Source organism: Sphingomonas sp. KC8, from assembly GCF_002151445.1.
Classification (GTDB): domain Bacteria; phylum Pseudomonadota; class Alphaproteobacteria; order Sphingomonadales; family Sphingomonadaceae; genus Sphingomonas_E.
The window spans coordinates 2,181,055-2,195,085 of the sequence record NZ_CP016306.1 but is presented as its reverse complement, the minus strand read 5'-3'; the positions used below and the strand labels follow the sequence as shown (position 1 = coordinate 2,195,085).

Genomic DNA, 14,031 nt, shown 5'->3' with positions numbered 1-14,031 from the left:
GGATCAGGGCGCCAGCACCTCAAGCGTGGTGACATAGCCCAGCCGCCGTTCGGTGGCACCGGGGGTGGTCGCCTTGGCGTCGGTCGCCGTCGCGTTCAGCCAGTACAGGCCGGGTTCGGCCCAATCGACCTTGATTTCGCCATTGGCGTCGGTGGCGAAATCGCGTTCGCCAAGCGCGTTGCGATAGCGGATGCCGCCGGGGATCACCGTGACCTTGAGGCCCGCTGCCGGCTTGCCATCGATCAGGAAGCGCAAGGTGGCCGGTTCGCCCGCGACCAGATCATTGGGGTGGGTGACGGGCGCAAATTCCAGCCCCTTGCCGGTGGGCTTGAGCACGGTATCGGTCGGTTCGCCGGCGGTGACGAAGATTTCGTTGCGGTTCCAGCCTTCGGACAGCTTCACATCGGTTGCGCCCTTGGGGATCGCGGTGGCCAGCTGATCGGCGGTGGTGCCGCGTGGCAGGCGCTTTTCTTCGCCGTTGAGCTTGTAGCTGCCCTGAATGCCGCCGCCCGAATTGGCGATCTTCCAGGTGCCCTTCTGCGTCAGATGGACATCGAAGGTGCTGCGGTAGCGCCCGGTCGCGCCATTTTCGATCTTCGCTTCGGTGCCATCGGGCGCCCACGCCTTGATGCCGTCGAGACGGAGCGGTTGATGTTCGAAATAGAACAGGTCGTTCGATACCGCAGCGTCGACCGTGACCCAGACATCATCGCCCGAAACGATCGTCGACGACGGCAGCATCCACTGGCGATGGGCCTGCGCAGCGTTGGTGGCGAGGCCGAGCGCGGCGACGGCCGTGAGCAGATGGGAAATGCGAAGGCGCATGATGGCGGTCCTTTCTTGTCAGATCAGGGCTTGAAGGTGGCGACGACCTGGCCGAGTTCGGCCTTGCCGGCAGCGCGCACCGTCTGGCCGGGCTTGGGGGGCCAGGCGAAGGGCAACTGGAGCATTTCGCGCCCGCCCACTTCGCGTGCGGCTTCGATCATCAGGACGTAATTGCCCGGCGCCAGATTGGGCATCCCGCCCTTGCCGGCGACAAAGCTGATCTTTTGCGGGCCGGGCGCGCGGGTCGCGCCGCTGACGCCGGCGGCCGGGAACTTCATCGACCGGCCGGACTTGCGCCACCAGGTGCGCACGTCGCGCAGCCATTTGGTGCCTTCATTGGCCTTCATGTCGTCGTCATACCAGACGGAGATGGTGGTCGCGGTTGGCTGGCCGGGCTGTTCGATCCACATCGCGACATAGGGCCGATGATATTCGGCAACCTTGAGCTGGGGGATGGTGACGGTGACGTCGATGCCGGCGGCCGCAGCCGGGGTGGCCAGCGTGGCCGTGACGGCAAGGCTGAGGGTCGTGGTGCGCATCATGGTCCTCAATGGATGAAGTAGACGGCGAGAATCGCGGGGATGACGAGGCCGGCGCCGACGATCGGCCAGGTGCTGCGCCGCTTGGACGCGTGAAGCTGGAGCAGGAACAGGCCGCTGATCGAAAAGATCAGGCACGCGCCCGCGAAAATGTCGATGAACCATTTCCACACCGTGCCGGAATTGCGGCCCTTGTGGAGATCGTTGAGCCACGCGACGAGGCCGCGCGACGTTTCTTCCGATGTGATCGCGCCGGTCGCGCGGTCGATCGACACCCAGCCATCGCCGCCGGGGCGGGGAAGGGGCAGATAGACCGAATCGACCGACCATTCGGCGAGGCCGTGGGTCGGCACGTTCAATGCCTGGCCGATCCACGCGGCGACGGGGGCGGGCAGCGGCTTTTTCACATCGTCGCCATCATCGGGCGCGACAGTGGCCATCAGGTTCGCGGGCAGCTGTGCTTCACGTTCCACCGTCACCGGATCGGCTTCGATTTCGGCGGCGTGATTGAGGGTGATGCCGGTGATGGTGAACAGCAAAAGGCCGATCAGGCAGATCGCCGAACTCATCCAGTGCCAGGTGTGGAGCTGCTTCAGCCAGAAGGTGCGGGCGGCCTTGTTCCGGCGCGGTTTAGCCCCAGGTTGAGACCCCTCGTGGGGTGACGGGATGGCGGGCGGATATTCCTGCATGGTCAAGGCCCGCATAACGCGAGTGATTCGCGATAACAATCCTATTCTTGCGAATGGATCGCAAATCAGTCCCCTCCTTCCGGGCTGGAAAGAGGGGACGTGTGCGGTTAGCGGATCAGCAGGCCGCGTGCCTGGCTGGCGATCTGGGCCAGCATCGCGGCGGTGGGGGCCGGCGCCGTACGGGCCCGATCGACGAGGCCGCGAAACTGCGTGACGCGGGCGTCATGCGCCTTGAGCCATGTTTCCACCATCGGCAGCGGATCGCCCTTGCCCGAACGGGTGAGGAAATCGAGCCGGAGCTGTTCGAAATCGCGGGCGAGGCCAGCCGCAAGCAGCCGTTCCCACGGATCGGACGAGACGAAGCGAATCGCCGCCGCCTTGGCCCAGTCCAGCCCCAGCGCTTCGCCGAGACGGACATAAGCGGTGGTCGCGGCGACCTCATCGACGCCGAGCCGCTGGGCAAGGGCTGCCGTGCCCACCGCGCCGTCCAGTTCATCGAGCCGGACGATGCGTTTGACCAGCATGCCATCGGCACCCGCGGCGAGCAGCCGTTCGCGCAAGGCATCGGCCTGAACCCGCGCTTCGTGACGCAGCAGCGTTTCGGCCGCCGCATCCAGCCGGCTGACACCTTCGCCGAACTTGCCGGCGATTTCGCCCGCTTTCATTTCCGCCCCGCCCACGCGGATCAGATCGGCGATGTGCAGGCGGGCGGAGGCGGATGTCGCTTCGAGCAACTGGAAGCGCGCATCTTCGGACAATCTGGCTTGTTCGATGGCGGTGTAGATGCCCTCCAGCCCGAAAATCGCGTCGGCGGCGAAATAGGCCGCGGCAACCTGCGCAAGGCTGATGCCTTCTTCTTCGGCCAGTTCGAACGGCGCGATCAGGCCGAGCCGGTTGACGACGCGATTGGCCATGCGGGTGGCTATGATCGCCCCGCGCAAGCGATGCTGATCGATCGCGGTGGCGAACCGATCGCGCATCGCCGCCGGGAAGCCGGCATGGAGCAACGGGGTCAGCAGCGGATCATCGGCCAGATCGGTCAGTTCGATCGCCGCCTGCAACGCCAGCTTGCCATGGCTGAGAAGGATGGCGAGTTCGGGCCGGGTCAGCCCGCGCTGGTCCTGCGCGCGGCGCAACAGTTCATCCGAACTGTCCAGCCCTTCGACGATGCGGTCGATCCGGCCGGCGGCCTCCATCATTTCGATCACACGGACCTGCGCGGGGAGCGCCGCCGCCCCGCCGCGCTGGGCAAGCGACAGGCCGAGCGTCTGGAGGCGGTTATCCTCCAGCACCAGCGCTGCCACATCGTTGGTCATGCTGACGAGCAGGGCATTGCGATCGTCGAACGTGAGCCGGCCTTCGATCATCTCGCGGTTCAACGGGATCTTGATGTTGACTTCATTGTCCGAACAATCGACGCCGGCCGAATTGTCGATGAAATCGGTGTTGATGCGCCCGCCCTTGGCCGCGAAACCGATACGGCCGGCCTGGGTGACGCCAAGGTTCGCGCCTTCGCCGATCGCTTTGGCGCGGACATCTTCACCATTGACCCGGTGGGCGTCGTTCGCGGGATCGCCCACTTCGGCGTTATTTTCGTCGCGCGACTTGATGTAGGTGCCGATCCCGCCGAACCACAGCAGATCGACCGGGCTTTTCAGGATCGCGGCGATCAGTGTCGACGGATCGATCGCCCCGGCTGCGATGCCGAGGATCGCGGCGGCTTCCTTCGATACCGGAATTTCCTTTTGCGTGCGGGGGAAGACGCCGCCGCCTTTGGAAATCAGCCCGGCATCATAATCGTCCCACGACGAACGCGGCAGTTTGAACAGGCGCGCGCGTTCCTTCCAGCTGGCCGCCGGATCGGGATCGGGATCGAGGAAGATGTGGCGATGATCGAACGCCGCGACGATCTTCAGCGTCTTCGACAGCAACATGCCGTTGCCGAACACGTCGCCGGACATGTCGCCACAGCCGGCGACGATGATCGGTTCCTTCTGCACGTCGACGCCCATTTCAAGGAAATGGCGCTGCACCGACACCCATGCACCGCGCGCGGTGATGCCCATCGCCTTATGATCATAGCCCTGCGATCCGCCGCTGGCGAAGGCATCGCCCAGCCAGAATTTGCGGTCGAGCGCGATGGCGTTGGCGACGTCGGAGAAGCTGGCCGTGCCCTTGTCGGCGGCGACGACGAAATAGGGATCGTCATCATCGCGGATCACCACCTTTTCGGGATGGATGATCTTGTCCTCGATGATGTTGTCGGTGACGGACAGGAGCGAGCGGATGAAGATGCGGTAGCTTTCGGTGCCTTCGGCCAGCCACGCATCGCGGTTGACGGCGGGCGAGGGGAGTTGCTTGGGATAGAAACCGCCCTTCGCCCCGGTCGGCACGATCACCGCGTTCTTGACCAGCTGGGCCTTCATCAGCCCGAGGATTTCGGTGCGGAAGTCATCGCGCCGATCGGACCAGCGCAGGCCGCCGCGCGCGATCGGGCCGCCGCGCAGATGGATGCCTTCCACCCGTGGCGAATAGACCCAGATTTCGCGCCATGGCCGGGGGGCAGGCAGGCCGGGAATGGATGCGCTGTCGAGCTTGAACGCCAGCGCTTCCTGTGCGGCGGGGGCAAAGGCGTTGCTACGCAGCGTTGCCTGCACCACGGCGCGGATGCGGCGCAGGATGCGATCGTCGTCGATCGCGGCGACATTGGCGAGGGCGGCGTCGATCGCGGCTTCGGCGGCCTTGGCTTCCTTGGTTCCCGCGCGTTGCGGATCGTGGAGTGCGGCGAACAGATCGATGATCCGGCGGGCGACGACGGGCGCCTTGCGCAACGCCTGCGCCACCGTATCCAGCCCATAGGCAAGGCCGGTCTGGCGCAGATAGCGGAACCAGGCGCGGAACAGGATCACGGCCTGCGGATCCAGCCCGACCGTTACGATCAACTGGTTGAAGGCGTCATTTTCGGCGTGGCCGGCAAGCACCGCGGCGATCGCCTGTTCGGCCACGCCGGCGCGCGCCATCAGCGCATCGGGATCGATCGTTTCATCGAGTTCGAGCAGATATTCGTGGATGTAGCCCAGCGCGCCGGCATCGAGCGCGGTGGGTGTTTCCTTGAGCACGCGAAACCCGAATGCTTCGAGCACCGGCACGGCATCGGACAGCGGGATCAGCCCGCCCAGCCGATAGCATTTGAGCCGCAACCGCCGTGGATCATCGGTGAGCAGCCGGTAGAGCCGGGCGCTGCGATCGTCGGCATCGTTCAACGCACGCAGGCAAATGATGTCGCGTCCGGCCTCATCCGCCGGATAGCGTTCGCGATAGGCTGGCGGAAAAGCCGCGCTGAAGGCCAGCGTCATGCGGGCGGCCAGCCCCGCGCCAACCTGTTCGGCCAGCGCGGCTTCCACCGCCGGGTTCCAGCCGCGCACCATGCGTTTCAGTTCGATGTCGAGGGCCGCAGCATCGGGTATGGCAGCGCCGGGCTTGAGATCGAGCGTGTAGCGGATCAACGCCACATCGCCGTCGCCCAGTTCGATGGCCCAGCTGGAAATGGTGGCGCCGGCCTGTTCTTCGAGCAATTTGCCGATGGTGACGCGGCGCCCGGTCGACAGGTCATCGCGCGGCAGCCAGACAAAGGCGAACAGATGGCGTTCGAGCGCGGACGACACCAGCACCAGCTTGGGCCGGGGCCGATCCGCCAGCGACATGGCCGCCAAAGCGAGGGTTTCCAGCCCGCTTGCGCCCACCGCGACCAGGATGTCGTGCGGCAGCGATGACAAGGCATGGCGCAGCGCCTTGCCGGCGTGGCCCGATGGATCGAAGGCGTATTTTTCATCAAGCGCGGTGAGGCGCGCGCGCAGCACGGGCACCTTGTCCGATGGTGCGCGCAAGGCGGCGCTGGTCCACAGGCCGGCATGGACCGATACGCCGGCGATCCGGCCATCGACGCGGTGGGGCAGGACGATCAGGTCCATCGGCACGCGGCGGTGGACGGTGGCGATGCGATCGGCCTTGAGGATCAGGGGCGCTTCGCCGCCGGTTTCGAACCGGGCCAGCGCCGCCTGGCGGGATTCCTCGCTCCAGATTGCGGCTTTCGGGTTGGCGAGGATGCCAAGGGCTGCGCCATGGCTGCCATCGGCCAGTTCGATGCGGTGGCCGAGCAGCGTGAAATGGCGATCGCCGAACCAGCGCAGCAGGGCGGCCCCTTCGCCATCGGGCAGGCGATCGGCATCGTCGCGCAAGGCGATCTGCAAACGTGGCCAATCGGTAACGGCGGCGCGCGCGTCGGCCAGCACGGCTTCCAGTTCGTCGGTCAGCGCGCGGCGGGTGCGCGCGTCGGCGCGCTCGATTTCCATATAGATGATCGATTCGCGGCGTTCGCCGCTGGCATCGGCCGGCAGGACCGCCGTCAGCCGGCCATCGCCATCGCGGCGGACGGGCACGACGGGGTGGAGCAAGCGGTGGATCGCCAGCCCGTGCGCGCCTACCGCGCCCGCCACCGAATCCACGAGAAAGGGCATGTCATCGTTGATGACGGCCAGCCGCATGCGGCGGCGGCCTTCTTCGCCACCGGCCGATTCCAGGCGGACGAGCGCCCGCCCGTGGGGGCGTTCGGCGGCGGCGGCGGACACGAAGCCGGCGGCGGCGGCGCGTTCCTCATCCGACAGGCCATCGGTTTCGCCGGGCAGCGCCCCGCGCGTCAGCGCTTCGCCAATTGCGGTGGCAATGGAATCATCGATCGTATCGGCAGGCGTCGGGCTGGTAGCCGGCATGTTCCGCTCCTTGGCCAGCGGCTTGGTCGCCGCTTGTGGCTGTTCCGAACAAACTTATGCGCCCCGCCTTTGACAGCCGCAAGGCGGGACAAAGCCAAGCAATTCGCGGCCCCAAAGCGGGATCGCGGCCTTTCTGGCGGGCCGCGTCGCGCAGGCGTTTTGTAATATAATTACGTTCTGCGGAAACGAATCGGCGGGTCAGCCGGCCAGGGTGCGCAACGCGCGTTCGAGCATCTTGTCTTCGGGGGCGAGGGGGGTGAGGATCGCGACCGATCCGTTGGCTTCGCGCCGGCCAACGAGCAGCAGAAACTCCTCCTCGACCGGGCCGAGATCGACATGCGCGCGGGCCGGGGCGGTGCGCAGCTGCGTGCGCGGATCGGCCGGGGCGGGGCGCGTGGCCGGGCGGCGCGCGGCGCGTTCGGCCGCGACGATGCCCTTCAGCCCGCCATCATGCGTTTCCAGCAGCGCGCGCAGTTCGCCCAGGCCCACGCCGGTGCGGCGGGCATAGGACAAGGCCGCGGCAAATTCGGTCAGGCGGGTCTTGTCATAATCGGCGCCGAAAACCAGCTTCACCACCGGCGTCATCGGCGCGCGCGCCTGCGCCTTCAGCCCACAATCGGCCAGTAGTTCGGCATAATCCTCGGGCTGCGCTTCGGCGACCAGCGCAAAATCATAAGACAGGCCAAGCGCGCGGTAGAGCGCCGCGCGCGTCCGGGCGCGGGCATGGCGCACCGCATCCGCCGTTTCGCGGGCCAGCGCCAGGCGATCGGCCAGGCCGATATCGGCGGTGGCATCATAACCCTCGCCCGGTTCGGCATCGAACCAGTCGGTATCGCGCGGCTCCTGCGCGACCGGGAAAGGCGCGCAGGCGGCATTCGGCCCATCGGCCCACGCCACGGCCGGCGGCGCTTCGTGCAGCGAATGCTTCACCTCCTGGTTCAGCGCCTTGGCCTGTTCGGGGGTGACGACTTCCTTCCAGTTGATCACGCCGTAGACGAAATCAATCTCCTCCCCGCCGGACGAAAATGGCATGAGGATGCCGCGATAAAGCGTGTTGGCGCCGCGGTGGTTGGTAAATTCGGCCTCGAAGCCGATCGGCGCGCGGTTGGCGATGATTTCCAGATAATGATCGGTCAGACGCGACAGCAGCGATCCGCTGGGCACTTCGGCGATCGATGCGATGCCGTCCTGATGCTCGCCCTCGTCGCGCAGGCCCGCGCCCAGAAAGGCGATCGTCGGATTTTCCGGATCGCGGCTGAAATCCATCAATACGCTATGCGGCCCAAAATCCTCGATCCCCGCCGGATCGAGATCCTGGATCGACGGGTAGGGCCGGCCATCGAGCAACGACACCCAGTAATTATAGGCACGGACGTGCATCCGCCGCTCATCGGTGCCGATCGCGGGGGGCGGGTCCATGCGGGGTTCGACGCCGGATTCGTCGATTTCCGTGTCGATCGCGCGCAACGTATCCATGCCAATTGTCCCCGCGCGGCGTGATTGCCGGGATTGCTGTAGCCCTGAACATGCGCACGGCATGGTTTACGTTTGGTAAAATCGCATGCGGGGCGCGTTCGGCGGGGAAGGGCGCTTGTCATCCCCGAAACACGCTGTTAAGGGCCGCCGTCTTGGAACGCCGCTTTAGCTCAGTTGGTAGAGCATCGCATTCGTAATGCGGGGGTCACAGGTTCGAGTCCTGTAAGCGGCACCAGTCTCATCCTAAGCGCTTGAGACGGCCAAGAAGCCACGGAAACCATATATTTGAGTTGGCTTGCACGGTACAAAGCCAAGGTGCAAGGGCGTGGCTGTGGGGGCCGCATCCCGCCCGGCTTCACCGCGACACCTGCCCCCGTACCAGCCTAGCTGGCATTGATGCCGTCGATGATCAGGCGGATTATTGCGCGGGTAGTGGCTTCCCCGATCTCGCCGTCGCCCAAAAAGAGGCGCAGGACGACCGGACCCATGATGGCATCGATGACGAGTTCGATATCGTCCGGCTGCTTCAATTCCCCCCGTTCGATCGCTTCGACGAGGATGCGGCGCATCGGTTCCTGGCGTTGCGCGATATAGGCGTGGAGTGCGTCCATCAATTCGGGGTGGTCGGCGCTTTGCGCGAACAGCGAGGGGAGCATGGTGACCATTCGCGTCTGCACCTGGCGCTGGCCGGGCACGTTGTTCACCAGGTCGACGAAGGTCTGGATGAACGACGTCAGGTCATCGACGACGTTGCCCACGCGCGCATGTTCGATCGGCGGAATCGCGCCAAGCGCCGCGATCACCAGTTCTTCCTTTGAAGACCAGCGCCGATAGATCGTCGCTTTGCTGACACTGGCGTCCGCCGCGACGCGATCCAGCGTCAGCCCCTGAAATCCGCGTTGGATGAGGATCATCATCGTATGATCCAGAATGGCGCGTTCGACATCCGGACTGCGCCGCCGGCCCGGCCGCAAGCGCATTGCATTACTGTCAGCCACGACGCCCCCTTTTTTGCGCTTGGCAGCGTTATGCGGGCGGCCCGCCGCCGTCAACGGAAGCCGGATCCCAAAAATTCTGTTGCGTACTGATGAGTACCTATTTATCTGGAAAATTATATTTAAGAATATTCAACGCATAAAATAAACAATAAGGTACCGTTGGGTACCCATCAGGAGGGATCCCCATGCTCGACAGGCGCTTCTTTGCCACAGCGGCGCTGTGCGCGTTCGCATCGGCCATTCCGGGCGCGGCCCAGGCGCAGGACGCGGCCAGCATATCGGGCGACGATATCGTGGTGACGGCCTCTCGCACCGGCGCTTCGACGGTCAGGGACACCCCGATCGCGATCACCGCACTGACCAGCGAACAACTCGGCCAACGCGGCGTAAGCGACATTCGCGGCCTCGCCGATTATGCCCCCGGCCTGCAAGTCGCCGATTTTTCGGGCTATGCGCAGATATTCATCCGCGGCATCGGATCGAACGATCCGTTCGCGGGGACCGATCCCAGTTCCACCGTGCATCTCGACGGCGTCTATCTGGGACGCACGCTCGGCTATTTCTCCAGCTTTCTGGATGTCGAGCGGGTCGAAGTGCTGCGCGGTCCGCAGGGCACGCTGTACGGCCGCAATTCGGTGGGCGGCACCATCAATGTCGTGACGCGCGCGCCGACCGAAGAGTTAACGGGCGAGGTCCAGATCGGCGGCGGCACATTCAACGCGTTCAACGCGTCGGCCTATGTCAGCGGCGGCGTGGGCGGTGGGGTCAAGGCCAGCCTCGCCGGCCAATATCGCCGTCACGGCAATTATTTCGATAATGTTTCGACCGGGGGCGGCCTGGGCCGCGAGCGCAACGTCGGGCTGCGTGGCCAGGTCGCCATCCCGCTCGGCGAACGTGGTGAGGCCACGATCCGCGCCGACTACACCCGGCAGAAGGGCCGGCTGGTCGGCTATTCCAAGCTACTGGCGCCCACGGGCGTCCCCACCGATGACGCGATTCTGGGCGATTTCGACAAGGTGTCGCTGAACCGCACGAACAGCGAGGACCAGAAGGCGGGCGGCGTCGCGGTGGACCTGCGATACGAGTTGAGCGACGCGGTCACGCTTAAATCGCTGTCGTCCTGGCGCAAGCTGCGCGGCACGTTGAGTTATGACCCCGACGGCAGCTCGATCGATATCGGCCGCACTTTGGTGGACCTGCATCAGGAACAATATAGCGAAGATCTTTCGCTGACGGTGAAGACGGATCGGCTGACACTTCTCGCGGGATTATTCTATTTCCAGGAACGGGTGCGTGAACCGCTGGTGTTCACGCTCGCCGCGGCCGGATTCAGCAATTTCCGCCTGCCAACGGTGAAGACCCGTTCTTATGCGGCCTACACGCAGGGCGAATTCAACTTTACCGATCAGCTGTCGATCGTCGCCGGACTGCGTTACACGAAGGAAAAGAAAACCCTGGCGGGCGATTTCCTGTGGACGTCATCCGCATCGCTTGATCTCGATGAAGCGCTGGCCGCGCCGCCGCTGGTGGGCATTCCCGGCTTTTATGATCCGTTCGTGGCCAATGCCAGCAACACCTATCACGCATGGACGCCGAAATTCGGCATCAACTTCAAGCCCGATAGCAGCACCCTGCTCTATGCCTCGGCCACGCGCGGCTTCAAGAGCGGCGGGTTCGACATGGGCACGACGACCAAAGCGACCGCCGAAGCGGGGTTCGGGCCGGAAAAGCTGTGGTCGTACGAGGTTGGCGCGAAGGGCAGCTGGTTCGATCGCAGGCTGAACCTCAACCTTTCCGCCTTCCGGTACGATTATAAGGATCTTCAGGTCACATTGTTCGTGCCGCCATCCTATGCGCTGACGCAAAATGCCGCATCGGCGCGGACCTATGGCGTCGAGCTGGAAGGCGAGGTCCGGCTGTATCCAGGATTGAGCATCAACGGCACGCTGGCCTATCTGGATGCCAAGTATCGCGATTATCCGGCGGCCTATTCGGCGATCTTCGGATCGTTCGATGCCAGCGGCAAGCGCCTCAACAACGCGCCCGAATGGGCTTATACCCTTGGCGCCACCTATGCCTTTGCGGCCCTTGGCGGCGATAGCTATCTGGGTGCCGATTATCGTTGGCAGGACGATATCTATTTCAGTGCCGCCAATGATGGCGTGGGCGGCATCACCGGTCATCTGGAACAGCAGCGAAGCTATGGCCTGCTCAATGCGCGCCTGGGCTGGAACAGCAGCGATGGCCGTTATGGCGTGAGCGTGGTCGGGCGCAATCTGCTCGATAAGGACTATGTCGTTTCCACGGCCAGCTACACATTGGCGGTGGCGGGCCGCCCGGGCACGCCGCGCACCGTTGAGGCGACTTTCTCCGTAAAATGGTGAGCAATTCGATAGCCGTGCCAGCCGGTGCAGCGCATGACGTGACGGCCGAAGATGACGGCCGGAAAAATTTGGAATGGAGAAGAGCATGACGAAAGGCGTTGCGGTCGTCACCGGCGCGAGCCGGGGGGCAGGCCAGGGCATTGCCCGCGCGCTGGGAGCGGCGGGCTATACCGTCTATGTCACTGGACGCAGCCAGACGGCGGACGCGTCCCCGCTGGGCGGAACCATCCATGAAACGGCAGCGGAGGTGACGGCTGCCGGGGGGCGCGGGGTCGCCTTTGCATGCGACCATGGCGACGACGAAGCGGTACGCAACCTGTTCGCCACCGTGGAGCGTGACGAGGGACGGCTGGATATTCTGGTCAACAACGCCGCTGCGGTCAGCAACGATCTGATCCAGCGCGGTCCGTTCTGGACCAGGCCGGTCAGGATGGCCGACATCATCACCGTCGGCCTCCGATCAAGCTATATCGCGGCCCATGCGGCCGCGCCCCTGCTCGTCGCCAAGCCCGGTGGGCTGATGATCTTCACCTCGGCGCCGGGCGCGGTCAATTATGCCCACGGCCCCGCTTATGGCGCGCAAAAGGCCGGGACCGACAAAATGTCGGCCGATATGGCGGTGGAATTGCGCCCCTTTGGCGTGGCATCGGTCTGCATCTGGATGGGCCTTTTGAAGACGGCACGGTCGGCGGCGTCCATGGCTGAAAAGCCGGGCCAGTTCGATTTTCTGTTGCCCTATATGGAAACGCCCGATTTCACGGGGCGCGTGATCGCGGCGATTCACAGCGATCCCGATATGATGGCGCTGTCCGGGCGTACCGTGATCGGTGCGGAGCAGGCGAAGGAATATGGCGTGCTTGATATCGACGGCAACAGCCCCGATTCCCTGCGCCCCGTCGTCGGCGGTCCGTTCAAATATGACGACCTCATCATCGATTGATGGGGCCGGGCAGGGCGTTGGCCAGACGCTCTGCCCGAGAAGGGCCATTCGAAGAGGTTGACCCGCTCGGTCGGCGTTACTGCCCATTTTCCCGACAAACGGCTACGCCATGAAGAAAGATGGCGGCAGCTTCGTGGGACAGCGCGGCTCGCTCATCATCGTTCGGTGGGGTGGGGAACGCGATGAAGCGCGAACCATAGGTTGCCAGGACATGGAAGGCGCGCGCGGTCAGGTCGTCCGGCGCCGCTGCATCATAGTGGTGCAGAACCATGCGAAGCGCCTGCACGGACAGCGCGAGGGTCGCGTCATAATATTGCCGCCCCAATTCCGGGAATGTCCTGCTTTCCTCGATCAGCGCGCGAACGATCGCGATATTGTCCGGTGTCAGATGCCTGTCCAGAATGTTGCGGCACAGCCGCGCGAGGGCTGTTTCCAATGTTTCGTCGGGGATCAGGGCAAAGGGCTTCGTTTCGGTAAGTTGCTGAACCCGCCGCATGACGACCTGTTCGAACCCGCCTTCCTTGCTGCCATATTGGCGGTAGATCGTTGCCTTGCTGGCGCCAACCGCCGTCGCCACCGTGGCCATGTTGGCCCGATGATAGCCTTTCTCCAGAAACTCCCGCAGCAGCGCATCGAACAGGGCGGCCTGTTTTTGCGGCGACATGCGGGTCTGAACTGGCGGGCGGGTTTCCGGCGGCGTGGCCGAAATGGGCGTTGCCGGCTGGTCCTGTCCGATCGGATATGCCGGCGGGCTGGCGGCTGACGCGCGGTAACCGGTGAGGAACAGGTCCACCATTTTCGCGCTTTGCATAGCCCGCATTGGCGCGGCCGGGGCCGGATAGCCAAGAAGATAGCGGCTGCCTTCGACGCACAGGCTGCCGAAGCGATTGGCGGCGGCATAAGCGCTGGCCACCTGGATCTTGTTGCCGCCGATCAGCTCTTCGAAATAGCCGCCAAATTGTGCCCATGCGGTCAGGCGCTTGCTGTGAATGCCGCTCGCCAGGTCGGGAAAATGGCGGATCGCGACGATGCTGGCGCGAAACATATCCCGGTTGCGATCGGTGACGAACAGATCGAACAGGTGGCTGGCGAGGAAGGCAAGGGTTGGCCGCATCGCCCTGTTTTCGGGGCGGGCGACCAGAAGATCGACGTCGGTATCGGCAAATATCCGATTGGCGACCGCGACGAACAGGTCGGCCTTGCTTGCCCAGTCCCGATAGATTTCGCGCTTGCTGACCCGGGCGTCGTTGGCGATCGATTCGACGCTGCAGCGTTCGAACCCATCGACCAGGAAACGCCGTTCGGCCGCATCGAGGATGCGTGTCTGCCTATCGATTTCGGCCGTCATAAGTGGAACGCTTGCCGTCCTTCTTCGGGGTTTGGCCAATAGCCCGGCACGCCGGTTGATGTC

9 protein-coding genes and 1 tRNA gene are annotated in these 14,031 nt (G+C 64.5%); 3 read left to right on the top strand and 7 right to left on the bottom strand.

From position 1 onward, the window contains the following. Positions 1-3 precede the first annotated feature (3 nt). The 5 genes from KC8_RS10370 to KC8_RS10350 all read right to left on the bottom strand — a co-directional run bounded on the left by KC8_RS10370 (position 4) and on the right by KC8_RS10350 (position 8,298). A complete protein-coding gene (locus KC8_RS10370; RefSeq protein WP_010126048.1) occupies positions 4-825 on the bottom strand; it encodes a DUF4198 domain-containing protein in 822 nt (273 codons plus the stop codon). A 23-nt stretch (positions 826-848) separates the two neighbouring features. Further along, on the bottom strand, positions 849-1,367 hold the full coding sequence (locus KC8_RS10365) for a DUF2271 domain-containing protein (RefSeq protein WP_010126047.1): 519 nt from the start codon (positions 1,365-1,367) through the stop codon (positions 849-851). 5 nt (positions 1,368-1,372) lie between these two features. Next, positions 1,373-2,053, bottom strand: a complete 681-nt coding sequence (locus KC8_RS10360) for a PepSY-associated TM helix domain-containing protein (protein WP_050805428.1) — start codon at positions 2,051-2,053, stop codon at positions 1,373-1,375. Positions 2,054-2,160: 107 nt separating this feature from the next. Beyond that, positions 2,161-6,822: an NAD-glutamate dehydrogenase domain-containing protein gene (locus tag KC8_RS10355; protein ID WP_010126045.1), complete on the bottom strand. Its 4,662-nt coding sequence runs from the start codon at positions 6,820-6,822 to the stop codon at positions 2,161-2,163. A 198-nt stretch (positions 6,823-7,020) separates the two neighbouring features. After that, on the bottom strand, positions 7,021-8,298 hold the full coding sequence (locus KC8_RS10350; protein ID WP_010126043.1) for a PAS domain-containing protein: 1,278 nt from the start codon (positions 8,296-8,298) through the stop codon (positions 7,021-7,023). A gap of 159 nt (positions 8,299-8,457) precedes the next feature. Here KC8_RS10350 and KC8_RS10345 point away from each other — a divergent pair. Further along, positions 8,458-8,533: transfer RNA gene (locus tag KC8_RS10345), tRNA-Thr, on the top strand. A gap of 148 nt (positions 8,534-8,681) precedes the next feature. Here the strand turns inward: KC8_RS10345 and KC8_RS10340 are convergent. Further along, positions 8,682-9,296: a TetR/AcrR family transcriptional regulator gene (locus tag KC8_RS10340; RefSeq protein ID WP_138956706.1), complete on the bottom strand. Its 615-nt coding sequence runs from the start codon at positions 9,294-9,296 to the stop codon at positions 8,682-8,684. A 185-nt stretch (positions 9,297-9,481) separates the two neighbouring features. On the opposite strand from KC8_RS10340, the gene KC8_RS10335 reads away from it, so the two are divergent. Then, positions 9,482-11,680: a TonB-dependent receptor gene (locus KC8_RS10335; protein WP_010126041.1), complete on the top strand. Its 2,199-nt coding sequence runs from the start codon at positions 9,482-9,484 to the stop codon at positions 11,678-11,680. 85 nt (positions 11,681-11,765) lie between these two features. Then, entirely contained in the window at positions 11,766-12,620 is an 855-nt protein-coding gene (locus KC8_RS10330; protein ID WP_198360940.1) for an SDR family NAD(P)-dependent oxidoreductase, read from the top strand. Between the two features lie 76 nt (positions 12,621-12,696). On the opposite strand, the gene KC8_RS10325 is transcribed toward KC8_RS10330, so the two are convergent. Next, positions 12,697-13,968: a TetR/AcrR family transcriptional regulator gene (locus tag KC8_RS10325; protein ID WP_010126039.1), complete on the bottom strand. Its 1,272-nt coding sequence runs from the start codon at positions 13,966-13,968 to the stop codon at positions 12,697-12,699. Between the last annotated feature and the right edge of the window lie 63 nt (positions 13,969-14,031).

Coding starts and splice junctions, on each gene's coding strand:
- KC8_RS10370 (WP_010126048.1), bottom strand. CDS start 825: ATGCGCCTTCGCATTTCCCATCTGCTCACGGCCGTCGCCGCGCTCGGC.
- KC8_RS10365 (WP_010126047.1), bottom strand. CDS start 1,367: ATGATGCGCACCACGACCCTCAGCCTTGCCGTCACGGCCACGCTGGCC.
- KC8_RS10360 (WP_050805428.1), bottom strand. CDS start 2,053: ATGCAGGAATATCCGCCCGCCATCCCGTCACCCCACGAGGGGTCTCAA.
- KC8_RS10355 (WP_010126045.1), bottom strand. CDS start 6,822: ATGCCGGCTACCAGCCCGACGCCTGCCGATACGATCGATGATTCCATT.
- KC8_RS10350 (WP_010126043.1), bottom strand. CDS start 8,298: ATGGATACGTTGCGCGCGATCGACACGGAAATCGACGAATCCGGCGTC.
- KC8_RS10335 (WP_010126041.1), top strand. CDS start 9,482: ATGCTCGACAGGCGCTTCTTTGCCACAGCGGCGCTGTGCGCGTTCGCA.
- KC8_RS10330 (WP_198360940.1), top strand. CDS start 11,766: ATGACGAAAGGCGTTGCGGTCGTCACCGGCGCGAGCCGGGGGGCAGGC.
- KC8_RS10325 (WP_010126039.1), bottom strand. CDS start 13,968: ATGACGGCCGAAATCGATAGGCAGACACGCATCCTCGATGCGGCCGAA.